Origin of the sequence: Streptococcus infantis (assembly GCF_047460825.1) — a bacterium.
GTDB lineage: Bacteria > Bacillota > Bacilli > Lactobacillales > Streptococcaceae > Streptococcus > Streptococcus infantis_V.
Map to the genome: position 1 here is coordinate 22,074 of NZ_JASHFO010000018.1, position 17,557 is coordinate 39,630.

The window sequence follows — 17,557 nt, forward strand, 5'->3', positions numbered from 1 at the left end:
TCCTCAAATGTTCATTTTCAGTCCTGAATTGTTACTAGCAATCTTCATCATCCTGCCTAGCTTATCGTGCTATTTTATGGTATATTTTTGATAGACTATAGATTATCATCGGCAAGGAATCTGATATGAAAAAAAGACTTAAACTCGAACCAAACAACAATAACTTAATCATTTGGGAAGCTGAACAGCCAAAAGCCGTTCTTCAGCTTGTACATGGAATGGTAGAGTACGTGGAACGATATGAAGAATTTGCTCTAGCCATGAATAAAGAAGGCTTTACTGTTATCGGCCATGATCATCTCGGCCATGGTTTTACTGCTCAAAATCCAAGTCAACTCGGAGTCTTTCCTGAATCTCCCGAGGAACTCATCGATGATATTGAAAGAGTGACCTCTTTTATTCAAGAAAGCTATCCAGAACTTCCAATCGTCCTTCTAGGGCATTCTATGGGTTCTCTTATGTGTCGCTATTATGTAGCTAAACGAAAACCACCTATCAATGCCTTGATTATCATGGCGACTGGTCAACAACCTCAGTTTCTAACTCGATTTGCTCTCATCCTAACAGAATGCATCCGACTTATAAAAGGGAATAAACACCGTAGTAAACTTCTAACCTACCTGTCCACTGACAGTTTTAACCGTAGTATTAAAAATCCTAAAACATCCGTAGATTGGCTCTCAAAAAATGAAGAATCTAACCAAGCTTATCTGAAGGATCCATTCTGTCAATTCATCCCTACTATTCCTATGTACAGATCCATTTTTTACTTCTCTAATCAAGTAGCTAGTAAGCAGGTAATCGATGAGATTCCAGCTCAACTCCCCATTCTCGTTATTTCAGGACAAGAAGACCCTCTAGGTGAAAATGGCAAAGGTATAGAGAGATTTGTAAAACTCCTAAAGGCTTCACATTCGAAAGTAAGCCTTCGATTAGTTGAAGAGGCTCGTCACGAAATTCTAAACGAGAATAATCGAAACGATACCTATCACTTCATAGCTGATTGGATGACAAAAAACATCGATGTCTGATTTTCTTGTATAGTCACTTAGTTTATAAAATACATGTTATAATAAAGCTATGGCATATAGTACAGATTTTAAACAACGAGCATTAAATTACATCAAAGAGGGACACAGCCATGTCGAGGCATCCAAAGTTTTTGATGTTGGCGTCAGAACTCTCTTCACATGGGAAAAGAAATTACGTGAACAAGGGCACTTAGAGCGGAAAAAGAGAGTCGCCAAAAGCCGAAAGATTCCTTTGGAGGAGTTGAAGGCCTTTGTAGAGGCTCATCCAGATGCTTTTTTACGGGAAATTGCGGCACATTTTGATTGTGCTGTTCCTTCAGTATGGGCAGCTTTAAAGCAGATCAATGTCACTTTAAAAAAAGACGACTAGCTTTAAGGAACAAGATCCAGAGAAAGTCGCTGAATTTCTTAATATTTTGGATAATCTAAAAGATTTACCAGTCGTATATATTGACGAAACAGGAATCGACCGCTACCTCTATCGTTCTCATGCACGGGCTCCTAGAGGAGAGAAAGTCTATGAAAAGATTAATGGACGGCGTTTTGAGCGGACTTCAATTGTTGCAGGACAAGTAGATGGAGAGTTTATAGCTCCTATGATTTACAAGGAAAGCATGACGAGCGACTTCTTTGTGAAGTGGTTCAAAACGCAACTCCTGCCTGCTTTGAAGACACCTCATGTCATTGTCATGGACAATGCTAGTTTTCATCCCAAGAAGATTTTGGATGAACTTTGCGTCAAAGATAAACACTTTTTCTTACCTCTACCACCTTATTCACCAGATTTGAATCCCATTGAGCAAGCTTGAGCTGTCTTGAAAAAGAAAGTGACAAATTTATTAAGGGAAGTTCCAAATATCTTTGAATGTTTAGAGTGCTTTTTTAAAACTAAATGACTATAACAGTATTAAAAAGGAGTTGTTTCCCCGTCAATTTGATTCAATCATCAGGCTAAAGCTTGATGATTTTTTCTACTAAAAAATCCATCCCTAGGGATGGATTGAAAATTTTTAACGCACTTCTGCATTCACTTTTTCTTCGAGTGATGCCTGGATTTTTTCCATGTAGCGTGCGACTTCTTCGTCAGTCAAGTTATCTTCTGGATTTTGGAAGGTCAAGCTATAAGCCATTGACTTCATACCTAGTCCCAATTTTTCGCCTGAGAAAACGTCAAAAAGTTTGATATCTGTCAATCGTTTCACGCCTGCAGCCTGGATAGCATCTACAACTTCTTGGTGAGTGACTTCTGCCTTGAGGAGAAGGGCGATATCACGGCTCACCGCTGGGAATTTGGTGATTTCCACAAATGGAGCGGCTGGTTGAAGAGCTGTTTCAATAGCTGAAAGGTTGAGCTCTGCTACATAAGTTTCTGGAATATCGTAAGCCTTGGCTGTAACAGGATGTACTTGGCCGAGGAAACCAAGGACTTGGTCACCGAGTGAGATCAAGGCTGTACGTCCTGGGTGAAGACTAGCAATTTCAGAAGTTGCTGTATAAGTCACTTCAAGACCCAAGCGAGCAAAGAGAGCTTCCAAAATTCCCTTAGCATAGAAGAAGTCAACAGGAACTGCTGCTGTTTGGAAGTCTTTTTCAGCGACTAAGCCAGTCAAGGCAAAGGCAAAGCTGTTAATCTCATTTGGAAGTTCTTCTTTTGGATTTCCTGTTTGTTCGAAAACTTTTCCAATCTCATAAAGAGCCAAGTTTTTATTCTTACGTGCTACGTTGTAGGCAACTGTATCCAAAATACCTGAAACCATATTTTGACGGAGAACTGAACGGTCCACTGTCATTGGCCACATGAGCTCTGTCAAATGACTTGGCTGAATCGTAAATTCAACCGCTTTTTCAGGAGTTGTTAGAGCGTAGGTGATGATTTCTGTCAAGCCTGCTCCTTCTGCAATGGTACGAACTTGACGACGGAGTTTTTGTGTCGCAGTCAATTCACCAGCGGTACCATCGTCTTTTGGAAGACTGGTTGGCAAGCGGTCATAACCATAGATACGAGCGATTTCTTCAAAAAGATCCGCTTCGATAGTGATGTCCCAACGACGACGAGGGACGCTGACAGTGAAGGCTTCTGCATTTCCAGAAAGACCGAAGCCAAGGCGACGGAAGACATCTTCAACATCAGCAAATGAAAGCTCTGTACCGAGGACACGGTTGACATCAGCAAGAGTTGAAGAAACTTCCACATCAGAAGTGTCAAGCTCACCTGCTGAAACAATGCCCTTACGTACTGTTGCACCTGCAAGCTCTGCAATCATGCTGGCTGCCGCATCAAGGGCTTCATTGACAGTTGCCACGTTGATGCCTTTTTCAAAGCGAGAAGAAGATTCTGAACGAAGGTTGAGGCGACCACTAGTCTTACGGATAGATTTGCCATTGAAAACTGCAGCTTCAAGGACGACACGAGTAGATTTTTCAGAGATTTCTGTAGCCTGACCACCCATGACACCAGCAAGAGCTACTGGTTTATCAGCAACAGTGATCACTAAGTCATTTGTTTCCAACTCACGTTCTTCACCATCCAAGGTTACCAATTTTTCACCAGCACGTGCTTCACGCACACGGATCTCGTTTCCTTCAAAGGTATCCAAGTCAAAGGCATGCATCGGTTGACCAAAGTAAAGCAGGATGTAGTTTGTCACGTCAACTACGTTATTGATTGGACGGATGCCTTCGTTCATGAGGAGATTTTGCAGCCATTGTGGACTTGGTGCAATCGTCACATTGTCCAAGATACGAGCTGCATAATAAGGCGCCTTGTCTGTGTCAATGCTGACAGAAAGAGCATCGGCTGTAGCTTGGTCTGTTTCTGTTAAACTGAATTCTTTAAAGTTGACTGCCTTGTCATAGATGGCTGCCACTTCGTGAGCAACTCCACGCATAGAAAGAGCATCTGCACGGTTTGGAGTGATAGAAAGTTCGATGATTTCATCATCCAAGTCTAGATAAGAGAAGACTTCATCCCCAGGAATGGCATCTTGAGGCAAGATTTGGATACCATCTGCAAATTCCTTAGGTACAACGGAATCAGAAATCCCCAATTCACCAAGAGAACAGATCATTCCAAGTGACTCTAAGCCACGGATTTTTCCTTTTTTGATCTTGTAGTTGTCAGCAATACGAGCACCTGGAAGTGCCACCATGACCTTGATGCCTGCACGCACATTTGGTGCTCCACAGACGATTTGACGGGCTTCTTCTTCGCCAACGTTAACCTGACAAACATGGAGGTGAGTTTCTGGCACATCTTCACAAGACAAGACTTCCCCGACAACAATTTTTGAGAGACCGGCAGCCGGTGATTCAACACCTTCTACTTCGATCCCTGTAGTTGACATTTTCTCAGCCAACTCTTGTGATGGCACATCAATGTCCACCAATTCTTTTAACCATTTGTATGATACTAACATAATTCTGATCGTAAGATCTCATCAATCGAGACCTTTTCAATTCCTTTCTTTTTCTTCGAGTAAGCTCTTGCCATTTCTCACCGAGAGGAAATGACTAGAACTGTATAGGATTGTGTTTCATGTTTCAATCTTATTTAAACTGTTCTGAGAAGCGGACATCTCCTTGGTAGAATCCACGGATATCGTTGATTCCGTAGCGAAGCATGGCTACACGCTCTTGACCAAGACCAAAGGCAAAACCAGAGTAAACAGTCGCATCGATACCACTCATCTCAAGGACACGTGGGTGAACCATGCCGGCACCCATAATCTCAATCCAACCAGTTTTCTTACATACGTTACAGCCGTCTCCTCCACACTTGAAGCATGAAACGTCAACTTCAACAGACGGCTCTGTGAACGGGAAGTAAGATGGACGCAGACGAATCTGGCGCTCTTCGCCAAACATTTTTTGTACAATCAACTGAAGAGTTCCTTGAAGATCGGCCATAGAGATGTTTTTCCCAACAACCAAGCCTTCGATTTGGTGGAATTGGTGACTGTGGGTTGCATCGTCTGTATCACGACGGAACACACGTCCTGGTGAGATCATCTTCAAAGGACCTTTAGAAAAATCATGGGCATCCATCGCACGCGCCTGAACTGGAGACGTGTGGGTACGGAGCAAGATTTCTTCTGTGATATAGAAAGTGTCCTGCATATCACGAGCTGGGTGGTCTTTTGGAAGATTCATGCGTTCAAAGTTGTAGTAATCTTGCTCCACTTCAAATCCATCCACAACTTGGTAACCCATACCGATGAAAATATCTTCAATTTCTTCACTAGTTTGTGTAAGAACGTGACGGTGACCAGTCGCAACTGGACGACCTGGAAGTGTCACATCAATGCTTTCACTTGCTAGTTGAGCTTCCACTTTCTTTTCTTCCAAGAGCTTAGCTGTTTCTTCAAAGGCAGCTGTTAGGACGTCACGAGCCTCATTGACGTGTTTTCCGATAACAGGGCGCATTTCAGCAGAAACGTCTTTCATCCCTTTAAGGATTTCAGTCAGTGACCCTTTTTTACCAAGGACTGAGACACGCAATTCTTGCATCTCTTTTTCATTTTCAGCAGTAATCTGCTTCAAGCTAGCTAGCGTTTCTTCACGAAGCGCTTTTAATTGTTCTTCAATAGTTGACATAATTCCTCCATCAGTCACTCGTGAGATAAAAAGAAAACCACATGCCAAAAACTCCATTCGGAGCGTTGACACGCGGTACCATCCGTTTTCATCTGACAAGTCAGACCTTTATTTCTGAATCCATAAGCAAGTGAATTCACCCAGCTTTCATATAGAGAGCTTTCAGTCGCGGCTCCCCTCCCTGATATACTTCCCCTGAGATACTAGTCTTGCAGATTCCTATTTAATTATTATTCATTTTATCAAATTTCAAGCATTCTTGCAAGATGTTTTGCGACTAATCAACATAGTCTCCACCTTCAAAGCCGTAATACTCTTCCAAACTGAGGCCACTTGCTGCAATTTCTTTGGCTTCTTTACCAACATAGCGAAGGTGCCATTCCTCAGCCATATAACCCGTCTCCTTTTCCTTACCTTTGAGGTAACGAACGACAAAGCCATAGTCAGCCGCATGGTCCAATAGCCATTGGGCTGCCTTTTCTTCAGTGACTAGGTCTCCATTTGTTCCAATCAGATCAAAAGCTAAACCAGTTTGGTGTTCACTATAACCAGGTCTTGCAGAATAGCGGTCAGCTTCAGCCTTGCCATCTTTATTTACATAGTTCTGATAAAGCTGAGTTTGAGTTTCATAACTTCTAAACCCACTATAGTGGTCACTAATTGGGAAACCTGCTTGTTGCATAGCTGCAATGAGTTTTAACAGTTCTGCCTTTGCGGTAGGATTTTCTCCAGGATTGTAATCTTTTGACATAGGATAATGCTTATTAGCCACAACAATCTCATCGTACTTGCCTTGAATGCTGTAGTGATCTCCTTTGTTAACCACTTCTGCTTTCTTTTGACTAGCTTCCTGAGACTTACTTCTCGCGGTTCCTTCTTGTACAGTTGATTGCTCTGCAGAAGACTTGGCCTCTGTAGTTGTTGATTTTTCTTGTGAACAAGCTGCCAATGTCAAAGCTAATAATCCTGATAAGATAAGGTATCTTTTTTTCATCTGTTATCCTTTCATTTAATCATCTGGTTTAAAGTCTCTGATAAGGTCGCAATCAAATTTTCTAATTTGATTCCCTTAACCTGATATTCTTCAGCAATCATTTCTTCCCATGGAACCCACCAGACTGGACCACGACCATTAAGACCGTGTCCCTTCATATCACCCTCACGTCTCGGAAAAATATGCCAATGAACATGGGCATCTCCATTTCCCAACAACTCTACATTCATCTTTTCAGCAGAAAAAGCTTTAGAAACAGCTTCCTGCACCAGACTCATTTCCTCTAAAAATTGACGTTTGACACTTGGATCTAGATGATGTAGTTCTGTGACATGTTCCTTGGCTAAGAATAGAGTGTAACCTTCAAAATACTGGTGGTCTCCGATGACAACATAGCCTGTTTCCAGTTCTTTTACAAAGTAGGGATTATCACCAGACTTGATGAGTTCAATTCGATCACAAATCAAGCACATCTCAGTCCACCAACTCACTCTTGAGATAAGCATCCACCATACGCTCAGTAGCCACTACAGAATCAATATGAGTACGCTCATAAGAATGGCTTGACTCGATACCTGCCCCTAGAAGGGCGTGTTTGACTTCTGCACCTGCAGACATCGCTGCCGAAGCATCCGAACCGTAAAATGGATAGATATCTAGTTTAAATGGAATATCTTGCTCTTTTGCTAGAGCAACCAAATGTTGACGGAATTCATAGTGGTAAGGACCTGAAGCATCCTTAACACAGATAGAGACTGTGTACTCATCCGTCTGCTGATCATCTCCCATTGCTCCCATATCCACAGCTAGATATTCGACAACTTGACTAGGGATGCTTGAGTTAGCACCATGCCCCACTTCTTCAAAGACTGAAAAGGCAAAATGCGTAGTGACAGGAAGTTCAATCCCTTCTTCTTTGTATACTTTGAGGAGATTGAGGAGAATAGCTGCACTGACCTTGTCATCCAAATGACGAGACTTGATAAAGCCTGTCTCAGTCACGACAGTTCGTGGGTCAAAGCTGATAAAATCACCAACCTCGATACCGAGTGCGCGTGTTTCTTTTTCATTGGTTACTTTTTCATCCAAACGCACTTCCATATTGTCCTGAGTGCGTTCAGCTGTTCCCGCATCCTTATAGACATGGCAAGAAGTTTGGTGGATCAAAATCGTACCTGATACGGTTTTACCTGTGCTAGCTACATGGACCGTGCAGTTTTCGCCTTCAATCATGTTCCAAGGATAGCCACCAATACGATCCATCTTGAGACGACCATCTGGTTTAACAGCGCGAACGATAGCTCCCAAGGTATCCACATGGGCAGTCACATAGCGCTGCTGCTCATCATTTTTACCTTTAATGGTAACATTCACCCCACCTTTAGCAGTACGGACAGGTTGATAACCTAGTTTTTCAAGCGTCTCAACTAAATAATTCGTAATTTCACGCGTAAAACCTGTTGGTGACGCAATAGCGGTTAGTTCTTTGATATATTCTACAGTTTGATTCATTTTTTCACCTCTTTTGCTACCTATTATAACACATTTATCATCGGATAAAAAAAGAAAATCACTCCTGTAGACTTAGCTACAAAAGTGATTTTAGTGATTATTCCATTTCAAAAGCTTCACTTTCTTGTTTATTTGGAAGAACAAGAGAAAGTAAAATTCCGATAATCGCTGGTACCAACCATGGCAATGAAGCCTTAGCAAATGGTAGAGCGTTCACGATATTTACAAGAAAGTCAATCTTAAATGTAGACCCTAATACACTGGCAACGGCAATAGCTGTGACCAGACCAACAGTCAACTGCATACCTGGTTTTGAAAGTGGTACAAACTTGTTCACAATCACAATCATAACAATGGTAATCGTAATTGGATACAGAATAACGAGAACTGGTACAGAGTACTTGATAATGGCACTCAAACCAAGGTTTGCAATAGCAAAACCAATCAAGGTAAAGACAGTTGCATAAACCTTGTAGCTGATTTGTGGGAAACGTCCGTTAAAGAATTCAGCTGTTGATACAATCAAGCCTACAGTTGTTGTGAAACAAGTCACAGTTACCATGACTGCAAGGAAAAGCTGAGCTGTCGATCCAAAGATTTCTTGCGTTGCTTGTGACAAGATATAAACTCCTGGAGTTCCTTCACTCATCACTTCAGCTGGTACTGGGAAATGATTTCCAAGGAAACCTAGGCCAATGTATAAAGCACTAAATCCTAAAGCTACAACGATTCCAACGACCCAAATAGTTGAAATGTATTCTTTCTTACTTGAAAATCCAAGCTGTTTCAAGGTTTGAACAGCGATAACACTAAAGGCAACGGAAGCAAGCGCATCAAGTGTATTATATCCCTCAAGGAAACCTGCACCAAAAGCTGAAGTTTGATAGGCACCTGATGCTGCTTGCGGTGCGTTCCCACCATATTTAAAGGCCCCAAGGATAACCAAAACAACAATCAAAATCGCAAATACTGGAGTCAAGATTCGTCCAATACGATCCAAAATCTTTGAAGGATTAAGGGCGATTAAATAGGCTGCAACAAAGTAGAGAATGGTAAAGACAATCAAACCTAAACCCTTATCTGCTTCAGCTAGAAGGGGACTAATACCGACCTCAAACGATGTTGTTGCTGTACGTGGAATGGCAAAGAATGGACCAATCGACAAGTACAAAACTGCAAGATAAATCGTCGCAAACCATGGAGAAATTTTCTTAGAAATTTCATAGATATAGCCCTTCGGATTGAGGGTCCCAATGATCAAGGTTAGGACGGCAATCCCAACACCTGAAAATACAAATCCTGCAATGGCAGGAAGGAAGTTTTCTCCAGACTGCGCGCCCAGAGTTGGAGGGAAAATCAAGTTACCTGCTCCAAAAAATATTCCAAACAGGAGTAATCCTGTTAAAGCACCTTTTTTAGCCATAAACTCTCCTTATTAAAAATAAAATACTTTCTTAGTATAACATGATTAAAGGCTAGAAAAGGCTGTCACGAAATAATTCTAAAATGTTTTCAATTTTCCGAATTTTAGAGCAAATAAATTCCCCTTGAAACTTTTTTATTTTGGTCTCAAAGGGAGTTTTTCTTATTCTAAAGCATCCATGCCACCTTGGACATTGATAACTTCGTAGCCCTGCTCTGCAAGAAATTGACAAGCGCGTGCTGAACGCATTCCTGATTTACAAATCACATAGTAAAGATTATCTTTATCTAGTTGCTCATAAGTATCTGCCAGTTGACTGAGAGGGAAATTACGAGCACCTTCTAAATGAAGAGCTTCAAATTCCTCTACTTCTCTCACATCCAATACAGAAAGTGAGCTATTCTGGTAAAGTTGGTAAAAATCGTTAAAAGTAATTTCTTTCATTTTTCTTCTCCGAGAATTTTTTGGATTCTATCTTTCAAGTCAGGCACCACTTCTTCCTCAAACCAAGGATTTTTTTTCATCCAAATTTGATTACGTGGTGATGGGTGTACAAGAGGGAAATAATCAGGCAAATAATCCTTGAACCGATGCACACGGTCTGTCACCTTGCCACTAACTTTCTCATGTAGGTAGTAGGCTTGGGCATACTGCCCAATCAAGAGTGTTAATTGAATATCTGGTAACTCCTTCAAGAGTTCTGGATGCCATTTTTCTGCAAAACCTGGACGAGGTGGCAGGTCACCCGATTTCCCATGACCTGGAAAGTAGAAATCCATGGGCATGACTGCAAAGTAACCTGAATTGTAAAAGGTGTCTTCATCCACACCCAACCATTCGCGCAAGCGGTCCCCACTTTTATCCTTCCAGTATAGCCCTGCTTCTTGGGTTTTGAGACCTGGCGCCTGGCCAATGATATTGATACGAGCTGTTTTTGGTGCTGCAAAGAGTGGCTCGATGCCTTGCTCAGTATAGCTGGCATTCTGTGGATCCTCTATGATAGCTTGCTTGATTCTTTCAATTTGAGACATTTTCTCCTCCAAAAAGAAGTCTAAGCATACAATCTCAGACTTCTATATCATTATTTGATCAATTCGTAGATAGCTTCAGCGTAGATGGCTGCTGCACGGAAAAGATCGTCCAAGGCGATAAATTCGTTGGCTTGGTGCATGGTATCGATAGAATCTGGGAACATAGCACCGTAGGCTACACCACGCTCTAACAAACGTCCAAATGTTCCACCACCGATGACTTGTTCGTGACCTTGAAGACCTGTTTGTTTTTCGTAAACATTCAACAAGGTTTGAACGAGTGGATCTTCCATTGGCACATAGTGAGGAGTGTGACCATGTTCAGAAAGGCTAACTGAAGCAACTGGCAAGGTTTCAAGAACTGACTTGATTTGCTCTGGGCTTGTTCCTTTTGGATAACGGAAGTTAAGGGCAATGGTATTATCAACACTTGCTTCGTCAAAGCGGAAGACACCCGCATTCATAGAAAGGGCACCCATTTTTTCATCCACATGAGCTACTTTCAAGTTTTTACCTTCGTGGTCATTCAAGAGAATCTTACCAGCAATGTCAAGGTAGTCTTTTGCAGGTCCTTCAAAAGCAAATTGGCTAAGGAAGAGAGCAAGGTAAGTCGCACCATTGACACCAGAAGCAGGCATAGCACCATGGGCTGATTTACCAATTACAGTCACCTTGTACTGACCGTTCTCTTCTTGGATGTCTCCTCTGAGTTTGTGCTCTGCAACGAAAGCGTCTAGTTTCCCTTGCAAGTCAGCTAAGTCACCTGAAACGACTGCTGTTGCTGATTCAGGAACCATGTTTTCACGCAAACCACCTGTGAAGCTGTGAAGACGAACTGAACCAGTATTTTCACCGGCAAAGTGAAGGTATTCAGTGATGTTTCCTTTTTCACCATTGATGATAGGGAATTCAGCATCTGGAGAGAAGCCAAAGTCTGGTTTTGCAAGTCCTACATGCTCAAAGTAGTAGTCCATATCTGCCCAACCTGATTCTTCGTCTGTTCCCACGATGAAACGAACTTTCTTAGAAGTTGGAAGTCCCAATTCTTTGATGATTTTCAAACCATAGTAACATGCTGTAGTAGGACCCTTATCGTCAGAAGCACCACGCGCATAAAGACGACCATCTTTGATAGTTGGAGTGTAAGGGTCAGTGTCCCAACCGCTACCTGCTGGCACTACGTCCATGTGGGCAAAGATTCCGAGAACTTCTTCTCCTTCACCAAACTCAAAATGTCCTGCATAATTGTCGACATTTTTTGTTGGGTAGCCATCACGGTCTGCGATTTCAAGGAATTTTTCCAAGGCTTTTACTGGACCAGGTCCAAATGGATGCTCGGCATCGGCCTTACTGTCATCACGTTCTGAGTTGATTTCCAAAAGGCTAAACAAGTCAGCCAAGAGGTCTTCTTTACGTTTTTCTACTTCTGCTGTAAAATTAATAACTGTCATTTTTTCTTCCTATCTTTTTTCGATAATTTCATCTACCGGCAAGCGGTAGCTTGGTTCCAACTTCTCATCTGTGTATCCCACTGTAATCAAGAGCTCTGGACGGAAGCGTTCTTCGATTTCCAAGACTTCATTGACTTTTGATTTGTCAAAACCAAGGATAATGTTTGATCCGATTCCTTGGTCAGTCAAAGCAAGGACCAAGTTCATAGCTACTAACCCTGCATTAAGGGCCAAGTAGTCGCTGACTTGTTGTTCATTGTAGCGCGCAAACTCTGCTGGAAGATTTTTCATAAAATATTGAAGCTGCTCTTCTGAGAAATTATTGGCACCACCAATACGAGCAATCTTGCGGGCGCGTTTGGCTAAGTCTGTATCTGTAAACAAGGCAATGGTTACAGGTGCAGATGCTACTTGCTCAAAGTTTGAACCGTAAGCCAATTTTGCTAGTTCAGCATTTCTCTCACGAACCACGACAAATTTCCAAGGTTGACTGTTGTGAGCGCTTGGTGCCAAGGTTGCGATTTCGATAGCTGTACGAACATCCTTCGGATCGACAGGTTTATCAATAAAATGCTTGGTCGCATGACGTTTTTTATTTAACTCAAGAAATTTCATAATTGATTTCCTTTTCTATTTCTATTGCTTCCATTTTACCACATTCTGAAAGAGCTTGCAGAGATTTTTCATTAGTGAAAGAAATTATCTTTTTCTTATCTGGTTTGAATTTTAATTATAGACTCAAACTGGAAATTATAATAATTCTCTATCACGTCCATAAAAAATATATATTGGCTATTTGATCGATTGTCTGATAAGCTAGATACCATTAAGTAAAGGAGACTCTCATGAGAAAATTATTCTTATTATTTGCTATTAGTCCCTTGTTGGTTGCCTGTGGACAATCTAAACAAGAAAGTACTTCTACTTTCACTACTAGTCCTAAAACCATTGTCGTAGCAACTGCTGGAGACATCCCACCTTTTGACTTTGAAAAAGATGGAAGCCTAACTGGATATGATGTTGAAGTTTTAAAAGCAGTCGATGAAAAATTGGATCAATACAAGATTGAATTTCAAAAAACAGCTTGGGAAAGTATCTTCCCTGGAGTGGACGCTGGCCGTTACCAAGCTGCTGCCAACAACTTGAGCTATACCAAAGAAAGAGCCGACAAATATCTTTACTCACTACCTATCGCTAAAAATCCTTTAGTTCTTGTGAGCAGAAAAGACAAGGCTCTTACTTCTCTTCAAGACATCGCTGGTAAAACTACTCAGGATGATACAGGAACTTCTACTGCAAAGGTTGTTACAGACTGGAATCAAAATCACTCCGACAATCCTGCCACTATCCAATACTCTGGTGAAGATGTGGCTAAGCGCCTGACCGACCTCTCTAATGGTGAGTTTGATTTCCTAATCTTTGATAAAATCTCTGTTCAAAAGATTATCCAAGACCGAGGTTTAGACTTGAACGTAGTCGACTTGGAGAGCAATGATAATCCAAACAACTACATCATCTTTTCAAGTGACCAAAAAGAATTTAAAGAACAATTTGACAAGGTCCTTAAAGAATTCTACCAAGATGGAACCCTTGAAAAACTCAGCAAAACTTATCTCGGTGGTTCTTACCTAGCAGATCAATCTCAATTACAATAAGATATATTAAAAACGATTGGCTAGTCCAATCGTTTTATTTAGTATTTGTTCGTTAAAGCAACTCTTACAAAAAATCAAAATAATTTTTGACATCCTCGACATATCCATATTTTTCATTCAGTCTAGCCAGCAAGTCTCTATTATGGCCTTGGTAATTGTCTTCTCGTCGCAATTCTTCATACATTTCGATAAAAGGAAGTCCTTTTTCCTTGGCTGATTCTAGCTCTGCTTCATAATCATAGGCAACCTTACGAAATTGGATATTGACCAATTCACCATTTTCAACCTCAAGTAAGGCATACTGGGCTCGGTGATTTTTCAGCCCTTCCCAGTCAAAATAAGGCATACCAATCGAACCTGGATTGATGATTTGTTGACCTTGACTACCATAACGTAGAAGTTGTTTATGGACATGCCCATAGACGGCTACATCAGTAGTTTCATCAAGTAGCTGGTCAAATTTTTCGGTATTATTTTCAACCAGCAAATCACCACCATAATTTTTCTCAGGCAAATTATGAGAAAGAGAAAAGCGCAAGCCATCGACTTCTTTCTTGGCTACCATAGGTAGCTTTCTCAACCAATCAATATACTCTGGCTTTAGGTCCTCCATCAGATATTGGGTCATCCTGAGAAGCTGAATTTCTTGGGGATCCTCTAAACCATATTGCCCATCTAAAGCCTCTAAGACACAATCATCCCAGTTGCCTCGAACGGATGCTGTAATGGGAAGGTCTTTCAAAAGAGCCACCAAGTCATTTGCTCCCGGCCCAGGAAGAAAAATATCTCCCAGAAGCCAATATTCAGTCGCTCCCAAATTTTTAGCATCCTCAAGCACTCCAGCTAAGGCGGTCGTGTTGCCATGAATGTCTGATAAAATTGCAATCTTATGGTTCATTTTCTGCTCTTTCTTTATTGGATAGCATTCAGGATATCCAACTCACTCTTATTTTTCTTCATTATAGCATAAAATCGCTAGAAGATTTTCACCTAGAAATATTATCACCAAGATTCTTTTAAAAATATGTCAAAAATAGTTGACATTATGTTCTTAAAAGAATATACTATAGTCAAATATATACGACATAATCTAAAAAGGAGGAAGCATGAATCGTGTGAAAGAATTCCGCAAGGAACTTGGAAAGTCCCAACTCGAACTTGCCAAGGATATCGGTGTCTCTAGGCAAACTATCAACATGATTGAGAACGACAAGTACAATCCTACCCTGGAACTCTGTCTCAATCTCGCTCGAAGCCTCCAAACTGACCTCAACAGTCTCTTTTGGGAGGATGATTTTTAAAAAGGAGAAGAAAAATGAAAAAAGAAACCTTCACTGAAAAGCTCATCAAACGCACTTACGGTATTTCTGATCCACTGGACGAATACAAACGGCGCGAAGCTGACCGCATCGGAAATAAAGTCTTTATGATTCTCTTTTATCTGATGATTTTCGGCAATCTTATTCCGCTTGTTCTGGCCTATCAATTTCCTCAACTAGTGGCTCTAGTCTATCCTCCTCTGATTTTAGTGATTGCCCTCATCGCTGCTGGCTATGTCACCTACCAAATGCAAAAAACAGGGATTACAACTATTGAACCAGATATGTTAAGTGAGAAAGAAAATAAGCAACTACACTACTCTGGTCTTAAAGCGGGTTTATTCTTTGGCCTATGGATGTTTTTTATAACCCCTCTTCTCCATATAATTACTGGTGAAGGTCAGGACTATTTCCATTCTCTTCTCACTATAAGAAATGGTTTAGCAAGCATTTTCGGTTCTATATTCTTCGGAGCGAGCATACAGTTCCTCATCTCCCGTCACATTGCAAGAGCTAAAAAAGAGCAGGATAAGGATTAGGAGGTACCCTATGAAATCACTAGTAACGTTACTTACCTATCATCTTTTGTTCAGTTCTCTACTCGCCTTCATCATCATTTCAGGGAACTTGCCCATCTACGATACCGTCCTTGTTCTTGTCTTTGTTCCAGCACTCAACAAAGGACTGACTTATCTAAAGATAGATTCCCAAAAAACGCGCATACTCAACTTAGCACTATGCTTTATGATTATATCCTTGCCACAACTGACGGTTATTTCAAACGATTGGAAATATTATCTATTGCTAACTATCGCCAGCCTTTCTTCTATCACTTATCTCTATTGTCTCTATCAATTCGTAAAAGAAACAAAGTAACATTGTCATTTAGGAGAAATCACCCATGAAAAAAGAACCCCTCTATGAAAAACTGATCAAACGTATCTATGGCATTTCAGGGCCACTTGATGAACACAAACGGCGCGAAGCTGAGCACATCGGAAATAAAATCTTTATGATTCTCTTTTACCTCATGACTTTAGGCAATCTTATTCCCTTTGTACTTGCTTTTAGATATCCCCAAGTAGTCGCTTTTGGATATCCAATCATTATCTTTCTGCTTTCCTTGGTTTGTGCTATCTATGTCACTAGTCAAACTACAAAAACTGGTCTTGCTGCTATTGATCCTGACGTGTTGAACCAGAAAGAAAAGAAACAGTTACGTAATCCTGGTCTTAAAGCTGGTCTTGGCTATGGAATAGCCATGTTGTTTGGAATGCCACTTCTCGATATCCTAATGGATGATAGCAAGAGCTATCTTACCTCTCTTCTGAATACCAGAAGCATCTTGTCAACCATCGTTGCAGCCTTCTTTTTCGGATTAACAGTGCATATTGTCGTCACTCTTCGCATTCAAAAAGCCAAGGAAGATCAGGACGACGATTAGGAGGTCCCCTATGAAATCACTAATAACTTTACTTACCTATCATCTTTTGTTTGCTTCACTGCTCATCTTCATCATCGTTTCAGGCAACTTGCCAATCTACGATATAGTCCTCCTTCCAGTCTTTGTTCCAGCACTCAACAAAGGTTTGACTTATCTAAAGATCGACTCCCAAAAAACGCGCATACTCAACTTAGCACTATTCTTTATGATTCTATCCTTTCTATCCTTACTACAACTGACGCTCATTTCAAGCGATTGGAAATATTATCTATTGCTAACTATCGCTATCCCTTCTTCTATTACTTATCTTTATTATCTCTATCAATTCGTAAAAGAAACAAAGTAACATTATCATTCAGGAGAAATCATCCATGAAAAAAGAAGACTTAACAACTCGCTTACTTCGAAATTTCTTTCATATACAAGGGCCTTTTGATGAATGCCGTCAAGAGGTTATCTACAAGGCTTGCGCCCGTTCCATGGTCCAAATCTTTTACTCTTCCTTCATTCTCTTCCTGTTCTATATCTTGTTCGGACGCTTTATAGAAATTGTTCGAAATGTTATGCCCTACATCTATTTTGGACTCATTTGGTTCATGAGTATAAAAGCTCAAAGAGCCGTCCAAGAGCTTCATCTTGAAAAGGATGACAAATCAGAAATCATCTACAAAACCTACAGCAAACATCAAATAAAAGTTCGTAGTTGGTTGGTATTTATAAGTATTGAGATTGGCCTATTTGCCCTGCTGCTCTTTCATAAACTCTTCGTGCAGCAGATGCCCCTGTCAACTTTCTTGGAAAAAATCATCCAAACAGAGATATTGGTACCCTTACTTGTCTTTGGTCTTAGTATTGGAGCAATCTTTGGCACTATGGTCTACAGCTTTCTATCACTACATAAGGAAAAGTAAGAAACTCCTTGGATTATTGGTTATAATAGCTATCAACCTAACAGAAAGAACACCCCCTAACACTTCGGCTCATTGTCAACTGTAGTGGGTTGAATAAAAGCTAACATCTGGAGAGGACAATCGTTGTCCTCTCCATTTTTATATTCAGAGCGATGAAAATTCGTTTCTTAAAATTGTCAAAGTTCCTAAAACC

At 40.9% G+C, this 17,557-nt stretch carries 19 protein-coding genes and 1 pseudogene; 9 read left to right on the top strand and 11 right to left on the bottom strand.

The features are described 5' to 3' along the window. Nucleotides 1-125 precede the first annotated feature (125 nt). Nucleotides 126-1,031, top strand: coding sequence for an alpha/beta fold hydrolase (locus QM911_RS06490; protein ID WP_414313464.1), 906 nt, complete (start codon nucleotides 126-128; stop codon nucleotides 1,029-1,031). Between the two features lie 49 nt (nucleotides 1,032-1,080). Then, nucleotides 1,081-1,927: pseudogene (locus QM911_RS06495) on the top strand (IS630 family transposase). A 114-nt stretch (nucleotides 1,928-2,041) separates the two neighbouring features. Here QM911_RS06495 and pheT read toward each other — a convergent pair. From pheT to QM911_RS06545, 10 genes are all read right to left on the bottom strand, one after another. Continuing rightward, on the bottom strand, nucleotides 2,042-4,447 hold the full coding sequence (pheT, locus tag QM911_RS06500; RefSeq protein WP_414313465.1) for a phenylalanine--tRNA ligase subunit beta: 2,406 nt from the start codon (nucleotides 4,445-4,447) through the stop codon (nucleotides 2,042-2,044). Between the two features lie 130 nt (nucleotides 4,448-4,577). Continuing rightward, nucleotides 4,578-5,624 carry a phenylalanine--tRNA ligase subunit alpha gene (pheS, locus tag QM911_RS06505; protein WP_000103748.1) on the bottom strand — a complete coding sequence of 349 codons (1,047 nt, stop codon included), beginning with the start codon at nucleotides 5,622-5,624 and terminating at the stop codon, nucleotides 4,578-4,580. Nucleotides 5,625-5,901: 277 nt separating this feature from the next. Beyond that, nucleotides 5,902-6,618, bottom strand: a complete 717-nt coding sequence (ldcB, locus tag QM911_RS06510) for an LD-carboxypeptidase LdcB/DacB (protein WP_414313466.1) — start codon at nucleotides 6,616-6,618, stop codon at nucleotides 5,902-5,904. Between the two features lie 11 nt (nucleotides 6,619-6,629). Further along, nucleotides 6,630-7,091: an HIT family protein gene (locus tag QM911_RS06515; protein ID WP_414313467.1), complete on the bottom strand. Its 462-nt coding sequence runs from the start codon at nucleotides 7,089-7,091 to the stop codon at nucleotides 6,630-6,632. A 1-nt stretch (nucleotide 7,092) separates the two neighbouring features. Continuing rightward, on the bottom strand, nucleotides 7,093-8,130 hold the full coding sequence (locus tag QM911_RS06520) for a M42 family metallopeptidase (protein WP_060955400.1): 1,038 nt from the start codon (nucleotides 8,128-8,130) through the stop codon (nucleotides 7,093-7,095). 97 nt (nucleotides 8,131-8,227) lie between these two features. Further along, a complete protein-coding gene (gene brnQ, locus QM911_RS06525) occupies nucleotides 8,228-9,553 on the bottom strand; it encodes a branched-chain amino acid transport system II carrier protein (protein WP_414313468.1) in 1,326 nt (441 codons plus the stop codon). A 162-nt stretch (nucleotides 9,554-9,715) separates the two neighbouring features. Further along, nucleotides 9,716-9,997, bottom strand: coding sequence for a rhodanese-like domain-containing protein (locus tag QM911_RS06530; RefSeq protein ID WP_414313469.1), 282 nt, complete (start codon nucleotides 9,995-9,997; stop codon nucleotides 9,716-9,718). Further along, nucleotides 9,994-10,584 (bottom strand): uracil-DNA glycosylase family protein, encoded by a 591-nt coding sequence (locus QM911_RS06535; protein ID WP_414313470.1) that lies wholly within the window; start codon nucleotides 10,582-10,584, stop codon nucleotides 9,994-9,996. The genes QM911_RS06530 and QM911_RS06535 overlap by 4 nt, the downstream gene beginning before the upstream one ends. A gap of 50 nt (nucleotides 10,585-10,634) precedes the next feature. After that, nucleotides 10,635-12,035, bottom strand: coding sequence for a dipeptidase PepV (pepV, locus tag QM911_RS06540; RefSeq protein WP_414313471.1), 1,401 nt, complete (start codon nucleotides 12,033-12,035; stop codon nucleotides 10,635-10,637). A 9-nt stretch (nucleotides 12,036-12,044) separates the two neighbouring features. After that, nucleotides 12,045-12,650 carry a nitroreductase family protein gene (locus QM911_RS06545; protein WP_049502903.1) on the bottom strand — a complete coding sequence of 202 codons (606 nt, stop codon included), beginning with the start codon at nucleotides 12,648-12,650 and terminating at the stop codon, nucleotides 12,045-12,047. A 230-nt stretch (nucleotides 12,651-12,880) separates the two neighbouring features. On the opposite strand from QM911_RS06545, the gene QM911_RS06550 reads away from it, so the two are divergent. Next, the gene (locus QM911_RS06550) at nucleotides 12,881-13,690 is read left to right on the top strand and encodes an amino acid ABC transporter substrate-binding protein (protein WP_414313472.1); all 810 of its coding nucleotides are present in this window, start codon (nucleotides 12,881-12,883) and stop codon (nucleotides 13,688-13,690) included. Between the two features lie 64 nt (nucleotides 13,691-13,754). Here the strand turns inward: QM911_RS06550 and QM911_RS06555 are convergent, their stop codons facing one another. Then, nucleotides 13,755-14,588, bottom strand: coding sequence for a metallophosphoesterase family protein (locus QM911_RS06555; protein ID WP_414313473.1), 834 nt, complete (start codon nucleotides 14,586-14,588; stop codon nucleotides 13,755-13,757). Between the two features lie 208 nt (nucleotides 14,589-14,796). On the opposite strand from QM911_RS06555, the gene QM911_RS06560 reads away from it, so the two are divergent. From QM911_RS06560 to QM911_RS06585, 6 genes are read left to right on the top strand one after another with little or no spacing between them, the layout of a single operon-like run. Then, on the top strand, nucleotides 14,797-14,991 hold the full coding sequence (locus QM911_RS06560; protein WP_006152985.1) for a helix-turn-helix transcriptional regulator: 195 nt from the start codon (nucleotides 14,797-14,799) through the stop codon (nucleotides 14,989-14,991). A gap of 14 nt (nucleotides 14,992-15,005) precedes the next feature. After that, on the top strand, nucleotides 15,006-15,548 hold the full coding sequence (locus tag QM911_RS06565) for a DUF3278 domain-containing protein (protein ID WP_414313474.1): 543 nt from the start codon (nucleotides 15,006-15,008) through the stop codon (nucleotides 15,546-15,548). A gap of 10 nt (nucleotides 15,549-15,558) precedes the next feature. Further along, nucleotides 15,559-15,885, top strand: a complete 327-nt coding sequence (locus QM911_RS06570) for a hypothetical protein (protein ID WP_070460017.1) — start codon at nucleotides 15,559-15,561, stop codon at nucleotides 15,883-15,885. 25 nt (nucleotides 15,886-15,910) lie between these two features. Continuing rightward, entirely contained in the window at nucleotides 15,911-16,453 is a 543-nt protein-coding gene (locus tag QM911_RS06575; protein WP_414313475.1) for a DUF3278 domain-containing protein, read from the top strand. A gap of 10 nt (nucleotides 16,454-16,463) precedes the next feature. Next, nucleotides 16,464-16,799 carry a hypothetical protein gene (locus tag QM911_RS06580; RefSeq protein WP_414313476.1) on the top strand — a complete coding sequence of 112 codons (336 nt, stop codon included), beginning with the start codon at nucleotides 16,464-16,466 and terminating at the stop codon, nucleotides 16,797-16,799. Nucleotides 16,800-16,824: 25 nt separating this feature from the next. Then, nucleotides 16,825-17,364 (top strand): DUF3278 domain-containing protein, encoded by a 540-nt coding sequence (locus QM911_RS06585; protein WP_414313477.1) that lies wholly within the window; start codon nucleotides 16,825-16,827, stop codon nucleotides 17,362-17,364. Nucleotides 17,365-17,557: the final 193 nt, after the last annotated feature.